The 17,098-nt window shown below is 39.5% G+C and carries 15 protein-coding genes; 9 read left to right on the top strand and 6 right to left on the bottom strand.

The genetic code is table 11. The features are described from left to right. Positions 1–2: 2 nt before the first annotated feature. Complete coding sequence (locus tag AC04NP_RS28410; protein ID WP_482863471.1) at positions 3–404, top strand: hypothetical protein; 402 nt, start codon at positions 3–5, stop codon at positions 402–404. 26 nt (positions 405–430) lie between these two features. On the opposite strand, the gene AC04NP_RS28405 is transcribed toward AC04NP_RS28410, so the two are convergent. The 3 genes from AC04NP_RS28405 to AC04NP_RS28395 all read right to left on the bottom strand — a co-directional run bounded on the left by AC04NP_RS28405 (position 431) and on the right by AC04NP_RS28395 (position 6,350). Next, entirely contained in the window at positions 431–2,035 is a 1,605-nt protein-coding gene (locus AC04NP_RS28405) for an arylsulfatase (protein ID WP_482863470.1), read from the bottom strand. 97 nt (positions 2,036–2,132) lie between these two features. Continuing rightward, the gene (locus AC04NP_RS28400) at positions 2,133–4,496 is read right to left on the bottom strand and encodes a sulfatase-like hydrolase/transferase (protein ID WP_482863469.1); all 2,364 of its coding nucleotides are present in this window, start codon (positions 4,494–4,496) and stop codon (positions 2,133–2,135) included. Between the two features lie 405 nt (positions 4,497–4,901). After that, positions 4,902–6,350, bottom strand: coding sequence for a sulfatase (locus AC04NP_RS28395; protein WP_482863468.1), 1,449 nt, complete (start codon positions 6,348–6,350; stop codon positions 4,902–4,904). A gap of 156 nt (positions 6,351–6,506) precedes the next feature. On the opposite strand from AC04NP_RS28395, the gene AC04NP_RS28390 reads away from it, so the two are divergent. Next, a complete protein-coding gene (locus tag AC04NP_RS28390) occupies positions 6,507–8,321 on the top strand; it encodes a glycoside hydrolase family 2 protein (RefSeq protein ID WP_482863467.1) in 1,815 nt (604 codons plus the stop codon). Between the two features lie 43 nt (positions 8,322–8,364). Here AC04NP_RS28390 and AC04NP_RS28385 read toward each other — a convergent pair whose 3' ends face one another. Continuing rightward, positions 8,365–9,750, bottom strand: a complete 1,386-nt coding sequence (locus AC04NP_RS28385; RefSeq protein WP_482863466.1) for a sulfatase — start codon at positions 9,748–9,750, stop codon at positions 8,365–8,367. Between the two features lie 866 nt (positions 9,751–10,616). On the opposite strand from AC04NP_RS28385, the gene AC04NP_RS28380 reads away from it, so the two are divergent. From AC04NP_RS28380 to AC04NP_RS28370, 3 genes are all read left to right on the top strand, one after another. Then, positions 10,617–10,799 (top strand): hypothetical protein, encoded by a 183-nt coding sequence (locus AC04NP_RS28380; RefSeq protein ID WP_482863465.1) that lies wholly within the window; start codon positions 10,617–10,619, stop codon positions 10,797–10,799. Positions 10,800–10,890: 91 nt separating this feature from the next. Further along, a complete protein-coding gene (locus tag AC04NP_RS28375; protein WP_482863464.1) occupies positions 10,891–11,304 on the top strand; it encodes a hypothetical protein in 414 nt (137 codons plus the stop codon). A gap of 199 nt (positions 11,305–11,503) precedes the next feature. Then, positions 11,504–11,824 carry a PIN domain-containing protein gene (locus AC04NP_RS28370; protein ID WP_482863488.1) on the top strand — a complete coding sequence of 107 codons (321 nt, stop codon included), beginning with the start codon at positions 11,504–11,506 and terminating at the stop codon, positions 11,822–11,824. Here the strand turns inward: AC04NP_RS28370 and AC04NP_RS28365 are convergent. Further along, the gene (locus AC04NP_RS28365; protein WP_482863463.1) at positions 11,796–12,119 is read right to left on the bottom strand and encodes a 2Fe-2S iron-sulfur cluster-binding protein; all 324 of its coding nucleotides are present in this window, start codon (positions 12,117–12,119) and stop codon (positions 11,796–11,798) included. The two genes, AC04NP_RS28370 and AC04NP_RS28365, sit on opposite strands and share 29 nt — an antisense overlap. Further along, entirely contained in the window at positions 12,116–13,132 is a 1,017-nt protein-coding gene (locus AC04NP_RS28360) for an NAD(P)/FAD-dependent oxidoreductase (protein ID WP_482863462.1), read from the bottom strand. Before AC04NP_RS28360 ends, AC04NP_RS28365 begins: the two co-directional genes overlap by 4 nt. Positions 13,133–14,398: 1,266 nt before the next feature. Between AC04NP_RS28360 and AC04NP_RS28355 the strand changes: the two genes are divergently transcribed. The 4 genes from AC04NP_RS28355 (at position 14,399) to AC04NP_RS28340 (ending at position 17,010) form a co-directional block, all read left to right on the top strand. After that, positions 14,399–14,974, top strand: a complete 576-nt coding sequence (locus AC04NP_RS28355) for an ATPase (protein WP_482863461.1) — start codon at positions 14,399–14,401, stop codon at positions 14,972–14,974. Next, positions 14,974–15,132 carry a hypothetical protein gene (locus AC04NP_RS28350; RefSeq protein WP_346756062.1) on the top strand — a complete coding sequence of 53 codons (159 nt, stop codon included), beginning with the start codon at positions 14,974–14,976 and terminating at the stop codon, positions 15,130–15,132. The genes AC04NP_RS28355 and AC04NP_RS28350 overlap by 1 nt, the downstream gene beginning before the upstream one ends. Positions 15,133–15,496: 364 nt before the next feature. Then, positions 15,497–16,543 (top strand): AAA family ATPase, encoded by a 1,047-nt coding sequence (locus tag AC04NP_RS28345; protein ID WP_482863460.1) that lies wholly within the window; start codon positions 15,497–15,499, stop codon positions 16,541–16,543. Further along, the gene (locus AC04NP_RS28340) at positions 16,543–17,010 is read left to right on the top strand and encodes a hypothetical protein (protein WP_482863459.1); all 468 of its coding nucleotides are present in this window, start codon (positions 16,543–16,545) and stop codon (positions 17,008–17,010) included. Before AC04NP_RS28345 ends, AC04NP_RS28340 begins: the two co-directional genes overlap by 1 nt. The last annotated feature ends 88 nt before the right edge of the window (positions 17,011–17,098 follow it).

Here is a 17,098-nt window from a genome sequence, read left to right as displayed (position 1 = left end):
ATATGATCCAGAATAGTGTCCCCATCCAATTCGGATGGGGTAATTATGGAAGTAATGCCAAAGGGACCTTCAAAAATTTAACGATTACTGGATCGAAAGGCCGAAAATCTACCGGTAATGCTATTATTGATGCCCGTAAAGGGTTTTACAATAAGGAAGTTTTGATAGATGGATTTGTCGTCAACAACAGCAACGCCACGCTGTTCGATTTTTGGAATGAAGGCGTCAACGGTAAAAGAGGGGGTGGCATGGTAAAAGTTAATATTAAAAATGCATCCATAACCATTGGACAATTTAGGAAGTACTGGAATATGGATACATACATAATTATTTGTGATAAAATTTTCACGGCAGAGAATACAGAAACACACATTAGTTGCAGGGAGGACTTAAAAAGCAAATGAAACAATCACCTTTGTTATTTGAAAAATTAATTGGCTTTCTTCGGTAATACTTGATGCGAGTATGCCCATTCATGCCACTTTTCATCCAGCTTTGTTACAATCCCGGGATATTTGTCGGCAAGATCGTTGGATTCAATTCTATCTTCTTCCAAATTGAATAATTTCCAATCGACATCATTCAGCTTTTTGATTGCCTTCCATTTTTTGTTTCGAATGGCGCAGTTATACTGGTGTTCCCAATACATGTATTCATGTTCATCGCCAATACCACTTTTGAAGATAGGAAGCAAGCTTTTGCCTTCCAATGGATAGATATGCTGACCTTTGTGATACTTTTCAGGGTAGGTTGCGCCGCTTACCTCAAGAATTGTTGGCATGATGTCAATCAGGTATCCGGTGTTATGTGTAATTTTACCTGCCTGCGACTTTATTTGATTGGGCCAATGAGCAATTAAAGGGGTAGAGATACCCCCTTCATAGGTCTTAACTTTGTACTCAAAAAAAGGAGTATTGGAAACATTGGCCCATCCGATTCCGTAGGAAACGGCGCCTGAAAAACCGGGATCGTTAATTCTGGCGAATGGCTTGCTGCCAAACTCATCATAGGCTTCTGCACAACCACCATTGTCGGAAAGGAACAGGATCAAAGTATTTTCCAATTCGCCCTGATCTTCGAGGGTTTTCATCAATTTTCCTATGTTATAATCTACGGCAAAAATCTGGGCAGCGTATACGGCCATTCGATAATCGGATGAATCTTTCTGTGCGTCAATTACCTCATTCCAGGGTCTTACCCGCTCATCTCTTTTGGAAATACCCCATTCGGCGTTTAACAATCCCATTTTTACTTGTTTTCGAAACCGTTGGGCCCTCAACGAATCCCAGCCTAAGCTATATTTTCCTACAAACTTTTCGATATCTTGCTGTTTGGCATGCAGTGGCCAGTGGGGTGCATTGTAGGCCAGGTAAAGAAAAAATGGATTGTTATCCTCTTGCTCGTTAACGAACTTAATGGCATAGTCTGTAAAAGCATCAGTGGTATAATAGTCTTCTTCAGGAGGTGGAAGGGCTTTATTCATTAAAGTCAGGCCACGCTTGCCCTGGGGTTTAAAGTAGCTGGAGGCACCCGCTATGATGCCATAATACTTTTCAAAACCACGTTGAAGGGGCCACCGGTCTTTGGTATGATAACCTAAATGCCATTTGCCTGTCATGTAGGTATGATAACCGGCATCTTTTAAAACTTCAGCCAGGGTAACGCAATTCCTGTTAAGATATCCTATATAGCCGTCCGTTCCCCATTCAGCCCAATGTTCACCTCTTGGCGAATTGGTCATGCCTCCGATACCTGTCTGGTGCGGGAATAGCCCCGTTAGCAGGCTTGCCCTGGTTGGACAGCAACGGGCCGTATTATAGAACTGACTGAACCTGATACCGTTAAAAGCCAATTTATCGATATTTGGCGTAGGGATTTCGCTTCCGTAACTCCCAATATCGGAATATCCCATATCATCTACCATGATCAGCACTATATTGGGCCTGTTATCTCCCTGTTCCTGATCTTTAATGGCAATGGAGCAAGATGAAATTATTGCTGACAGAGGAACCAGAAACGTGATTATTTTATTCATCAACTTAAAATTGATCTTTAGCATGGTTTGTAATTTAAAATTTTATTTAGTGCTCTCGTATGTAAGATTGCGGATGCCATAAGTAAGGTTCAAAGCGTTATTTATGTCCTAATAACTGCTGCTTCACTTTAATAGAGGTACCTGTGTCTTGCAACTCATACAATTGCACGCGCGTATGAGGATATTTAAAATACCGGTGCAAACAGAGTATCAATCTATCATCGAAGTCCCTGAAGATCATACCATGACCGCGGTCATCCTGTAATAATGGTTCTTCCACGTGTTTCCAGGGGCCAGTGATCTTTCCGCTCTGTGATACAGCCATGGCAGTAGCATATTGGCGTTTTGCTGACCAACTCGACCAGATCATAATTAACGTTTCTTCCTTGGTTTTATAAAAATAAGGCCCGTCGGTAACGGCTCCCGGATACCGGGTTCCCCTATAATTTATGTTTCGTTTTGTCCAGGGCACATCTGCAGCGTTAAGCAGTGTTACAGGTTCTCCCACGGTTTCTGACAAATCATCAGATAGTCTTATCGCTTTGATGAGGCCATTTCCAAGCTGTACCCACTCATGGCAATAGATCATCCAGGGCTGGCCATCTTCATACCAAAAAGTAGCATCGAGTGTCATTTCGCCTTCAGGAGTGGTGGGTTGATTTTTAAATGGGTTGAACGGGCCCATCGGTGAATCCGAAACCAGTATTTGGGAAGCCCGTTTTGTAATTTTTGGCCTTCCCTGGCGAGTATCCATGATTTCATCCCATGCATTGAAAGTAGTGAACATGTAATAGTTGCCCTGATGTTCGTGGACCTCAGGCGCCCAGGGGCCGGAGTCGTCATCCCCCCAAAAATCATCGGGTATTATGAAAGCCGGTTTAGGTCGTGACCATTTTATCAGGTCTTTACTGGCATAGAACATAATGCCACATTTTCCTTTTGGCGCATCTACTATTCCTTCGAATTTATTGGGCGCAAAGTTTGAATAGATATAATAGGTTCCGGTACTCCGGTCTGCCAAAATGCAAGGATCATGAACGATCAGATCCTTGATGTGTATAGCGTCTTCACCCTCCGGATACAACATATAATTCTTCACCATAGGTACTTCAATCTTTGGCAGGTGATCTGATAGCTTTTGTATTACATTTTTATATTGAGGATCATCAATAAGGTTTTTCCACTCAAATTCATCTTTTTTCTTGTCGTATAATTCCTCCGAACCGCTATCGTATCTTATGTATCGCCACTGCTTGGTTCTCACTGTATGATTTCCAGGCCAATAAGTGGAAAGCGCTATATCGTGCCAATCTGAACCAGGGTCCGCTAAAAGGTGAGCTATACTTTTTCCCGATACATGTCCTGGAATGGGCAGACCTGCCAAATCGCAAAGTGTGGGATAGGCTGTCATAAAGTCGACAACGTGGTCGGTGACAACGCCTTTTTCGGTTATGCCGGGCGCTACCCAGATATAAGGCGCTCTTGTGGCCTCTTCCCATAACAATCTTTTGGCAGCCATGAATTTTTCTCCAAGATGATAACCATGGTCGCCCCATAACATGATAATGGTATTCTTCTTATACTTACTTTCGTTCAACGCTTTTAGTATCCTCCCTACCTGGGCATCGCAGTAGGAAACAGCTGCCATATAGGCCCGAACCATCTTTTTCAGGTCCTCGTCCGACTCATTTTTAGTAGAAACCTTAGGCCCGCCCGCGATTTTAAAAACAGCATTCATATCTATGTCGTCCAAATCACCCTTTTGAACAGGTGGTAATTGAATTTCCTCAAGGGGATACATGTCATAGTATTTTTTAGGGATATTCCATTTCAAGTGGGGTTTATACAGACCCGCCATGAGGAAAAAAGGTTGATCATATTCGGCTTTTAACTGTTCGGTTATCCACCTTACCGTTTTTTCATCTTCCGCACTATCATCATCACCATCCAAAATACCCCAGGTCTGAGCGGCTGTTTTACCCTGGTCGATTAACCGGGCTTTACTCAACGGGCCTCGTTTGGCATACCGGCTTTTCTTTTGTAACGCTTTCACAACGCTACCATGTATTTTTCCCGCACCGGCAACATAATAGCCATTATTGTCAAAATGAGAAGTTAGCAGATCGGAAGGAGAAATCCCACGCTGCCACAACGTGCCATTGGCGTATACGCCACTGCTGAAAGGTCTTTTGCCGGAAAAGAAAGATGCCCTGCTGGGGTTGCATTGGGGGGAGGCACAGTAAGCATTGGTAAATGAAATTCCCTGCCGGGCTAAAGCATCGATGTGGGGTGTTTTTATTTGGTTATTTCTTCCGAAGTGCCCCACCCAATGGTTTAAATCATCACAGATGATCATCAGAATATTGGGTTTATCGTCGGTAGAGGGGTTTTCATTGGGCTTGGTGTTGCCATTAAATAATGCCGCTGAAGGGATGAGGAAAATGTAGAATAACCTTTTCATGGAAAACATTTTATTACGCAGGCCGGTAGTACTTCACAACCATCACATTTTAATTGGTATTGGCACTGACTAAAATAGGGATTTAGCCGAACAGAGGCTGCCTCTAATATCCCAAATCATTGCCTTAATGTACATTTTGTAAACCTGATGTTTTTCATCTGCTTGATTTATTTCACAATTTAAACAAAACTTGTAAAAATAAGGGTAGGTGTTCCACACGCCGTGCATGGCACGGTTTTTCAGAATAAGAAAGGCGCCTGGTGGACTACCATGTTCAGTAATGATAGGACTGCTCCCTGGCGCATACACTTTGGGTTGATCCCTTTGCAGGTTGGAGATAAAAGCCATGCCAAAGCAGCACTAAGGCAGGTCTCAAAATCAACGATCGAATAACTAAAATTTAGCTTACCTTTTCACTTCTAATCTACCTTTTAAGTTGGGAGCCCAGGTTTGAGGTATATGGGCCCGCAATTTTTCTTTAATACTATTCAGAGTGTTGTTGGCAGCTATATTGTTCAATTCGTAAGGGTCGCTCTCATGGTCATATAGTTCTTCGGAGCCATCTGGGTAACGAATATAACGATAGCGTTCGTCACGAACCGAAGAGTATTCTATACCATATGAAGTAAATACCGGTCTGTCCCACGGCGCATCAGGATCTTTTAATAGTGGCGCCAGACTTTTGCCATCGAGTTTTTGTCTGGGTTTTTCGAGTTGACAGTACTCGATTAATGTCGGGTATATATCCAATAAACTCACCGTACGTTGGCAGGTGGCTTGCTGCTTTGACGGCGTTCGAATGAGTAAAGGGACATAATCGGATTGTTCCCAAAGTGTCCCTTTGCCCCAGCGTTCTTTTTCTCCACAATTGAAACCGTTGTCAGAAAACAGTATCACAATGGTATTATCAGCATACCGGGAGTTATCCAATGCTTCGATAACACGGCCGTAATTCCAATCGGCAAAAGTAGTATTGGCTTTATAAGCCCATAGAAATTTTTTCCATAACGTCTCACTTTTTTTCCCTTTTTTGTAGTACCTCTTAAGAGAGTCGACCAGTTGCCTGCCTTGAAAAGGCACATCTTTTAGATCGTCATTTCTATAACCCGGGGGTATTTGAGTTTCCTCTTCTTGATACATATCAAAAAATCGTTTGGGAGCTGTGTATGGACTGTGGGGTCGCCATAAACCATAATACAAAAAGAAAGGTTTTTCATGTTGCTGTTGTAAAAATGCCATGGCAGCATTCGCATTTTTAACGTCCGGGAAATCCTCATCTGCGCCCTCCCATGCCTTAACAGAAAAAAAACGATTCCCACCAAACCAATATTCCTTTTCCGGAAAGGGCCCAAAACCGCCTTTGTAAACCGGCCGGTTATCCCACATATTGTGCTCGCGAACCGAATCCATCGGAGCATGAAAGATCTTACCCCGCCCCCAGGTAGTGTAACCGTTTCTTTTGAATAGCTCAGGCAATGCCTCAAGTTCTTTAAATTGCTTTGTTTTGTTCCAGGCATCGCTTCCATTGAGATAAGCGCCTGTATTATGCGGATAAAGGCCGCTAAAAAAAGAGGCTCTTGACGGATTACAAACAGGGCTGTTACAATAAGCATTTACAAAATTGGCAGCTTGTTTTTTCAATGCTTCCATATACGGCATTTTTACCGGGTATTGGCCAAGACTTCCATACCCATTCATATCATCTACCACAATAAGTACGACATTTGGGTTCTTTTTTGTGTCATCCGATTCACTACCTGTCCATTTTGTCTTTTTTTCAACACTTTTAAAAAGAAAAGCAAAAAGCCACAAGACCACAACAATGAAAGGGATGATTTGTAATTTAGCTTTCATAGCAGCTTTAGTTTGTTGACTAAATATCGAAACTATTTACACTATTTCTTTGACTTTCCATTCAAAATCTTAGCCTGATTGTCCTTTTTGAGGGGGGCGCCTGCTTCTATTAATAAGTAAACTGTTATATTTTAATTAAATTTTGTGATAGAAAATATGTATAAATACAAACTCACCATTCTTCTGATAATGATTGTTCAGGTGACCGCGGTCTATGGTCAAAAATGGAAAATTGCCCAGTCACCTTTGTTGACTCCCTGGGCCGGGCAAGTTAGTCCGCAAAACGCCTTGCCTGAATACCCTCGCCCTTTGATGGTACGTAACAAATGGAAGAATCTAAATGGAATCTGGCAATTCCAGGAAGCTAATGCCTCCGACAAAGTCCCCTTTGGTAAAAAGTTAAAGGAGCAAATTTTGGTTCCCTACCCATGGGAGTCGGCCTTATCGGGAATTAGGAGACAATTGGGTTCCCAGCGCGCCTGGTATAGAAGATTGTTTACTGTGCCATCTGACTGGGAAGGTCAAAAGGTGTTGCTCCATTTTGGCGCGGTAGATTGGGAGACGGTTGTTTACATCAACGGGCGTTGTACCGGTGTCCACCGCGGAGGGTATGATCCATTTTCTTTTGACATCACCCCTTTTTTAAATGTAAGGGAAAATCAGGAAATCATTGTGGGGGTATATGATCCCGGAAACGATAAAGCCATTGCTACCGGAAAGCAATCGAATGACCGATTTGCTAACCCCAGAAGATTCACGTATTCCCCCTCATCCGGCATTTGGCAAACCGTATGGCTTGAGCCGGTGCCTGCCGTATGCATAAAAGCTATTAAGATAATCCCCGATATCGATAGTGAAAGTATTTCGGTCACTGTAGATGGTTCATCATTGGCAGGTAAACATATGGCTGAGGTAACCGTGGACGATGGAAACAAACAGGTGGGTAAGGGTAGCGGTAAGCTACATGAACCGTTTCGGGTTAACATTCCAAGCCCCAAACTTTGGGGTCCGGATTCCCCTTTCCTGTACGATGTGACCATTGCACTTAAGGACAGCCTTCATAAAGTAGATGAGATAAAAAGTTATGTAGGCATGAGAAAAGTTTCCATGCATAAAAACCTGAATATTCAACGCATTATGCTTAACGATACATTTCTCTTTCAAATGGGACCGCTCGATCAAGGCTATTGGCCCGATGGTTTGTATACGGCGCCTACCGATGAGGCATTAAAGTGGGAGATACAGACGATGAAGGAATTTGGGTATAATATGGTTAGAAAACATATTAAAATTGAGCCTCAACGATGGTACTATTGGTGCGATAAACTGGGATTGTTGGTTTGGCAGGATATGCCGGGCACTTTTAAGAAAAGAACCGAGGCGGAGAAAACTCAGTTTGAAGTGGAATTGCAAAGAATGGTGAAATCCCATTGGAACCATCCTTCCATTGTTAATTGGATCGTTTTTAATGAGCATTGGGGAATTTATGATCCGGAGCGGCTCACTAATATGGTTATGGCACTGGATCCCTCACGTCTGGTTACCGGAAATAGTGGCATTGACGCAGGCAAGCCTGATGTCGATTATGAAGTAGGCCATATAAAGGACAACCATCACTATCGTCCTCCCACCTCGCCGTACGGTAACCAAAGGAGGGCTATTGTCAACGGTGAATATGGCGCTATCGGGTATAACGTTGAGGGACACATTTGGGACCAGGATGGCCCATGGGTGCATTACAATTATAAGGGGAAGGAAGCGGCCACCACCGAATACAAAAAGTTTATTGAAATGATATTGAAATTCCAAAAAGAAGGTTTGAGCGGGGCTGTTTATACACAATGGACAGACGTAGAAAATGAAATGAACGGTATTTATACCTATGATCGAAAGGTGATAAAACTGGACAAAGAAAGCGTGAAAGCGGCTAATGAGTCGACTTATTCGGAAGATAAAATGAAGGAGTGGTAGTGTATACCGAAAGAGATGAATAGTATATTAAGCCGGGATTGGTTTAATGTGCTGTGAGGATGGAATCCAATGCTATTCTATACTTTTTTAATATGTTTTGATGCCTGTCGACAATGGCTAAATTATGATGTTCCAAAGAATCAGACTCGTGATCATATAGCTCTTCCACTCCATTTTTTCTTCGGATATAATGCCACCTATTGCTTCTGAGACTATACCCATCTTGATATGTCAGCGAGGAGTAGGGCCATGAAATAGCGGGATTTTTCAATAATGGTACTATATTTCTTCCTTCATTATTTTTGTTCAAGGGTACTTGCGCCAAGGCTGATATCGTTGGATACAGATCAATTAAGTTTACCGGTTTTTCACATTTGGCGCCTTCCGAAGTTACACCGGGAGCTTTTATGATCAGAGAAGTTCGTGTGGCCTCCTCCCAAAGGGTAAATTTTTTGTAGCGTAATTTTTCGCCTAGATGCCAGCCATGATCGCCCCATAAAACAACGATGGTGTTGTCTGCATGTTTACTTTTAGCTAAGGCATCCAAAATTACTCCAACACATTCATCTGCATAGTTTACCGAAGCCAAATAGGCTTGAACGACCTCTTTTTCCTTTTTGTATTTCTTAACAATCTGGTACTCTTCGGAGGGTTTTGTTCCTTTAATGTCAGAAAGATCATCTTCCTTGACGGTGGGCATCACTAATTTATCCAAGGGGAATTTGTCAAAATACTCCTGTGGCACAAACCAGCTCAGGTGTGGCCTGAAAATTCCCAGGGCCATAAAAAAAGGCTTTTCGTAGTCATTCTGCAACTGTTCTGCCGCCCACAGGGCATTCCTGTAATCCGGTGTGTTTTCTTTGGGTACAGTGGTGCCCCCCCAGTTTAAGTTTCCATCGTATACGTCGCTCGGAATACCACTATATTCCAAGCCTTCTTTTTTTGCAGGCGGTTTTCCATAATTACCCTCTACAGGCGACCAACTATCCCATTGGTCTTTGTCTACCGAGGGAGTATGAAATATTTTTCCCCGGGACATCGTATAGTAGCCATGTTTGGATAGCCATTGATTTAACATAAGCGCGTCTTTAAGTACCGGGGATGCGCGCATTTTATCTTGGTTGCCGAAAATGCCGGTGGTTGAAGGCCTGTACCCTGACATGAGGGCAGTTCTGGAGGGATTACATACTGCCGCGGCACAATAAGCTTTAGTGAATATCATTCCTTGCCTTGCCAGCGCATCCATGTTAGGGGTTTGGGTTTGCGGATGGCCCCCTAAAAACCCTGTCCAATCATTTAGATCATCTACCGCAATGAATAGTATATTTGGTTTTGATGTTGGTTTTTTTTGCGTTTGACCATCGCAGAAAACCCTTGAATTCAACAAGCAGATAACCAGTAACCACTTTATATTTTTTAAGTATTTCATCGTCAGTTTTTTTGATGATCTTTTTTAAGCCTTTTTATTAAGAAGTTCATTGGCTAGGTTGTTCAATTCAGTTCTGAAAATCCCCTATCATCTACCAACATAATAATGATGTTAGGACGCTCGTAGATATTCTTTGTTATATTTTCCGACTGTATGGAGCATCCACCAAGTAGCAGAATTATGAACGTACTGTTATACCATTTCATGTGTATATAATTTATTTTCAAAGGCCACATGGAATTCGCACCAAACTTTATGCACCCTCACCTGCCTGCCCATAGGGATACCCAGGTACCGGCGATAGTTGGATTGACATAATTAAGATGCCCAAAGTTTATCATCAATAAATTCAATTTTATGTAAATCTAAAATAACGCATTTTGCGATTTGTCGGGAGTGAAATCACAGGAACTAAATAATGCAGCAAATCTTTCGCACGATATAGCAATGATAACTTTTATGTGTTTTTATATAAAAGATTACTGCTTGCCCGATGCAGGTGGTAACGTGGGTGTCAACTATTTCATTCGGCCGGTTAAGTGATATGCTGCGTGCAGTAACCCTATACAGACTTAAGTAGCTGAAAACATTGAATAGGTGTATTTGCCCATAGGAGTGTTAAATATTATGAGTGTGGCCCTGTTTTTTTTCAGACGAGATTTGAATGGAATCTTGACAAATTAAAAAAAGAGGGAAAACTGAAACGGGTTGGCCCCGATAAAGGAGGATATAGGAAGATATTGTTTGCTAGTTGTATTCCGTTTTGAAGTTGATTTTTCTATTTCCACAAAATCAAACTGTTTCAATAACTCCGGGAAAAAACGAAGCTTACTATATATCTTTTATTTTTATCCCAATTGCTAGGAATGGATGATCCTACCCTGTTAAAGCGGCTTAACTCGGACTGGGAACTGCCAATGTTTTGTGGCCGTCAATTCCAGTTGAACGAACGCATCAAGGACATGAGCCTTTTGACTTATATTCGTAAACGGCTATCACGACACATGAACCTGGAAAGCTTTCAACAAATATTACTGCACCACTGGTAGCCTTTTATGGAAAACACCCAGGCAGTGGTCATGGATGCAGTGGTATATGAAGTAGGTGTAAAGTCACCCACCCGGGTGAAATTGTTATGGGATGCCTGTCAGTGGGCTTATCAGCTACAAGCATACCAGCTTCCACCCTTTCTATGAAGGGCATCGATTGAAAGTCTCTGTAGTGAAACACAAACAGACCTTCGGAGCTTGTAAACAACTGGCCGCTGATAAGTTATATGCCAGCAACGATCACCGAAGCTGGGCAAGGGCTCGGAAGATTTTTCATAACTTTCCCCGCAAGGGCCCCAAAAGCAAAGACCTCCATGATGAGCAACTAAAAGTGATGCTTTCTAAAGCCCGCAATAACTCTCTGGAAGGCGCCTTTGGTAATCACAAAAACCATTACAAACTGGGCAGGATCAGGGTGAGAAGTCCTCAAACTCAGCTATTGGTGGTTTATGTGGGCATTATGGCCGCCAATGCCAAGCAGATCAGCACCAGGCTGGCTGCCTAGAACTGACGATACTTACACGTTGAACCAAAGGGAGAGGTATGCCCTTTTCTATAAAAAATCACTGACAATCAGCATCTTATAAAGAAAAATGAGCGCGATCGAAAAAACAAATTGTATTATTCTAAGAAAATAAACCTATCTACAACCGATAACAGAAAAAAACAAACCAAAGAAAATTTGGACTTAGTTATCCTAAGTAATTTTCCAAGTCACCGAATTAAGGTTTGCTGCAGAGAAATCCACCCGAAGGTCTTCTAACCAAAAACAGATCGATGCGTTGATAGAGCAAGTAATGATTTTGCCAGGATCGGTGGAGACTGCGAGACACTATGGAATTATCAAAAGCCAATTAAAGAAGAAGGGCAGACCCATTCCTGAAAATGATGTTTGGATTGCGGCCATAGCTAAAGAATACGATCTTACTTTGGTTACTAGGGATGATCATTTTTCCTATATCGGAGAAACAATAACGTTGCCAGCTCGATACTGTTTTAATCACTTTCTTGGGCTAATCGAATAATGAGTCCTTCTAATGCTTGATTAATATAAATTTGACAGCCTAATCTACTGTTGTCTTCCACAAAAAATGCCTGATCGAGCATGTCTTCTTCACCATCTGAAACCTCATTCAATTCATGATCTGATTCAATATAGCAATGACAACTGGCACACAAAGCCATACCACCGCAAGTTCCTTTAACTGGTAATTCATAGGCTTTACAAAGCTCCATGATATTCAAATTCATGTCAGTTGGCGCTTCCAGCTTATGTTTCTGATCTTCCCTATCGATTACTATAATATTTACTGAACTCATTGTTTAAAACCGTCTATGCCTCCCATTACCGTCGTATATTTAAATGACAACTTTTTATCCGGATATACAATTTTAAAGGCCGATTGCACCATCAATGTGGCTTCATGAAATCCACACAGAATTAATTTAAGCTTGCCTGGATATGTATTGATATCACCAATGGCAAAAATACCGGGTACATTTGTGCTGTAATCATAAGTATCTACCTCAATTGAATTTTTGGATATATTTAAACCCCAATCGGCAATAGGGCCGAGTGAAGGTGATAGCCCAAATAATGGCAACCAATAATCGGTATCGATGGTGACTTCTCCTTGTGTCTTATGCTTTATGCCGATACTTGATAAAGAACCATTCCCATCAATGCTTTTAACTTCTGCATCTGTAATCAGGTTTAGCTTTCCGTTTTTGGAAAGGTCAAAAACCTTATCAACAGAATCCGGGTGGCCTCTGAAAGAACTTCTACGGTGAACCAGAGATACTGATTTAGCGATACCTGAGGCCAGAAAAATGCTCCAGTCAAGTGCAGAATCTCCACCACCGGAAATTACAACATCTTTGTCCCTGTATTTTTCCGGATCTTTGACTATATAATCAATCCCTTTTCCTTCAAATTCGGTAATGTGCTGAACAGGCGGTTTTCTGGGTTCAAAACATCCTAACCCACCGGCGATGGCAACGACCGGTGCTTTATGTATTGTCCCTTCGCTTGAAGTCACCAGGAAAGACCCATCATCTTGCTTTTCTACCTTCTCTACCCTTTCCCCCAATGTGAAACCAGGATTAAATGGTTCAATTTGATTCATAAGTTTATCAACTAATTCCCCAGCTAAAACAGAAGGGTATCCAGGAATATCATAAATAGGTTTTTTCGGATAAATTTCGGCACATTGTCCTCCAGGAAACGGCAAGGCATCGATTAGATGACATTTTAATTTTAAAAGTCCTGCTTCAAATACGGTGAATAACCCGCATGGACCAGCTCCTATAATTATAATATCTGTTTCAATCATATAATTTTCGTATTCTATTTTGAAATAAATATTAAGTCAAAAAAAATTATTTTCGGATATAATTAAATGATGTCGATATCCTGTTTATTAATTATATTTCCTTTTAATGTCATAGATCCAACTTCTTCGTGGATCAGTTCACATATATTACTCCCCCATGGAGATCTTCGGAAATAAACTTAACCTCAAATTATTTTGAATTATTCTAAATAAGATGATTCGGGCAAAAATAAAGGGAAGTTGTTAAAAATTACAACATTTTATTATTAAATTTTTTGTTAATAATTCATTTTTATTTGTTTTTCCTGCTATTATTAAGTTTCATCTGGAATTTGTAGTTTTTTGCCTCCTTAATAAGTCAAGATCAATTGCAGCACACCAATACCCGGCTTATACAAACCAGGCACAATGAAGTTATATTTCTTTTACAGTTTGGAGAAGGCCATGTAGCAACTACCTAATTCTATGAACTGAAATACATTATATATCGAAGGTAATGTTTCCTGTTATGGGCAATATTATACGGCTTGCTTCAATGCAAGTACAAATTGTTAATCTATATAATAGGAATTGACATAGACTTAAAGGTTGTTTAAAAACCACCTTATTCTATTATAATTATTAAGAATACTGTTGCGATAGCACTGAATCAATTCACTTCGAATTCCATCCAAATGACTTTAATATGAAGGACTTTCTCTCATTATTATTGTATAGATTATAAATAATAAAAATATTTGCATGAAAATTACCGCACATTACTTTCATATGTGATTGTTTATCGATTAGTTATAAATTGCCGGAATCATTATTATGTTTTGAATTTAAAGATAAATAAGAAAAAGTGCCGTTTGGATAAAATGAATAGATATAAGTCTCATAATAAACCCTACCAACAGATTTTACCTGACCTGACCATTGATAATGAACGGTGTCAATTCCAATTTGACCTGAGACATTAAAATGGATAAGAACTAAAAGAGACGAAAGTAAGATAATGAGGTGTTTCAAGACTATAATTTTGTATAAATCAATTTTATCAAAATGTATGCCAGTACTAGCTGTCCACTTTCCAACACAAAACATTTTACACTCTGATTATCAGTGAATTATAAGAGTGAGGTGCAAATGAGGTACAAAAGTATATTTTCATTTATCAATATTACTCAATGCAATTAATCCGGGAACAAACTACTTATTCCTGATAAGCTTTCCATACTAAATACTGTAAACCATCGGAATGCAGAAATTTATCTATCTTTGGCTATGGGCAAAAAGAACCTATATATCATTGCTGGGTGTAATGGCGCAGGCAAAACCACCGCTTCATTTAACATATTACCAGAAATCTTATCTTGCCAGGAATTCATTAATGCCGATGAGATTGCAAGAGGTATTTCTCCCTTTAATCCGGAAAAGGTCGCTTTAGAAGCAGGTAGATTAATGCTAAACAGAATCAATGAATTGATGGAGATAGGGGAGGATTTTGCATTTGAAACAACTTTGGCAACAAAGAGTCATAAAAACAGGATAATTGAAGCCAGGAAAAAAGGTTATTATATCACTTTAGTATTTTATTGGCTGGATTCACCTGAATTGGCAAAACGAAGAGTAAAACTGCGGGTGAAAGAAGGCGGACACAATATACCGGCAGATGTAATAGAGCGAAGGTATTTTGCCGGAATAAAAAACCTGTTCAACTTGTATTTGCCTATTTGTGATTATACCTTGCTATATGATAATTCATTAACCTCTCCGGTGTTAATAATGGAAAATGAATTAAATGGTTATGAAACAATTCATGATTTAATCAAGTTAAAAGAAATAAAAGCCTGTTTGTAATGAAAAATAAACAAGCCGCGATACTTAGGAAGAAGATTATTGAAGGAATGAAAATTTCTTCACAAAAACTGATAGCCCGTAAAAAACTGCTGGGACAAAAGGTAGTGGTAAGTGAAAATGGTGTGATACGGGAAATTGAGCCGGAAGATTTAAAATAAGTGCGCGAAATAACTTATTCCCACTCCTTCCGCCAACGTTTTTGCAAGGTTAAGCCATCCTCTTTGAATTTTAGGGTGCCGCAATATTTAGAAGTATTGAGCCCTTTTTTTGGACTTCGTTCTTGAAGCTTTTTTAATACCGATTGTATGTCACGCTTGCCTGCTCCTGATTTTAATATGGTCGCCCTAGGTTTCTATCTTTATTTAAAGATAATGAATTCATATTGTTGCAATTTTAAAAGGCCTTATTTTTAATTGTTTTTTTCTATTTTATGAGCAGGGAATTTTTATAAATTGTTATAAACAAATATTATATCTTTAACATTAGGTATTACCAGAAAAATCAAATTAATAGATTTGATGTATGATTAAAAATTTAAATATAATCAATTACAAGTCCATTAGGGAACTTGATATTGATACCAAAAGAGTTAATGTATTTATTGGTGAAGATAACTCCGGAAAAAGTAATATACTTGAAGCTTTGAGTTGGTTTTCTCTTAACTCCCTGGAAAAAGAAATATTTCCTGAAATGTTTCGCTTTAAAAATGCAACTAATTTTTTTTATGACTTTGATACCACTGCACCTATTGAAATTAAAACCGATGATCTGAACTTACTAATTCGATATTCCAAAAATAATTTTGGGTCTATTAATAATGAACTGGCGGGTATAATTTATACTGCAAACAGTGAAATTGATCCGTTGATTGAAGATGACTTGTATAACTTAATGAATAATTATCAAGATCAGAATTATTGGGCTTTTACGTTGAAATTTGACGGGCAAATCAAGATAATAGGTGGGTCTTTACAATCCTCATTCAGAAGATATATATATAAGCATCTAAAGTCATTCCAGAGTAACTTTAGGCCTTTCTTAAATCCTCCCTATGGTGAAAATATTCCATCTTTGATCATTTCCAACAAAGAACTGAAAGAACTTGTAAGCTCTTTATTCAGGGAAAAGGGATTCAGGTTAATGATCCAGCCAAATGAAAATGATATAAATATGGCTAAGGATGTTAATGACGAGCTGTATTCATATCCCTATGCATCCATTTCAGAAACTATTCAAAGAATAGTATTTTACACTTTGGCCATTGAAAGTAATAAAAATGCAGTCTTAATTTTTGATGAACCAGAATCAAATACATTTCCGATGTATACAAAGCAATTAGCAGAATTAATCGCCTTGGATAACTCAAATCAATATTTTCTTGCAACACATGATCCTTATGTTCTGAATTCATTGCTAAGTAAAACACCATCCAATGACATTGCAGTTTTTATCACCAAAATGGAGGAATACAAAACTATTGTATCCGAAGTAGGTAAAGAAGATTTATCGGTATTATTAGATAAAGGCATAGATGTATATTTCAATCTCAATAAATTTATTTCTGAATAATGCCGGAAATAGTTTTAGAATGCAAACCAGACGAGGCGCTAGTAAAATCACTGGGATATACCCGTAAAATGATCACCCACCCACCCAATAAAGGAGCGGTCATCAACTATCTTAAAAGAAACCCAGGGGCAATTGGGATAGTTGATGAAGAGCCAGGCGCAGCAAATCCAACTTACTTGTCTAAATTTCAAAGAGAAACGAACGAGCAATTTGATGTAGAATGTTTGTTTATACCAAAAGAGAAAACTCGTCTGATTGTTTTAAAACCCCGTCTTGAAGAGTGGATACTTAAATATGCAAATAAATCTAAAATCAAATTGCAAAAGCATTCTTTGCCTGAAACAGGGCACAAACTCCATAAAATCATAAATAGTCGTTTACCTAGGTTTGAGAATATGATCAAAGAGATGCTTGAAAAAAACAATGAGGCTTTACTTTATTTAAAAATGGTTATCGATAAAAAATAGATTATGATTCTTAGGCATTTTAAGAAAGTAAAACCTATCCCATCTGGCAAATTATCAATTCCAAATATCATTTTTCCAAATACACATA

This window comes from Agaribacillus sp. DX54, from assembly GCF_056858335.1.
The sequence above is the reverse complement of the archived record's forward strand: the minus strand, read 5'-3'. Positions and strand labels throughout refer to the sequence as shown.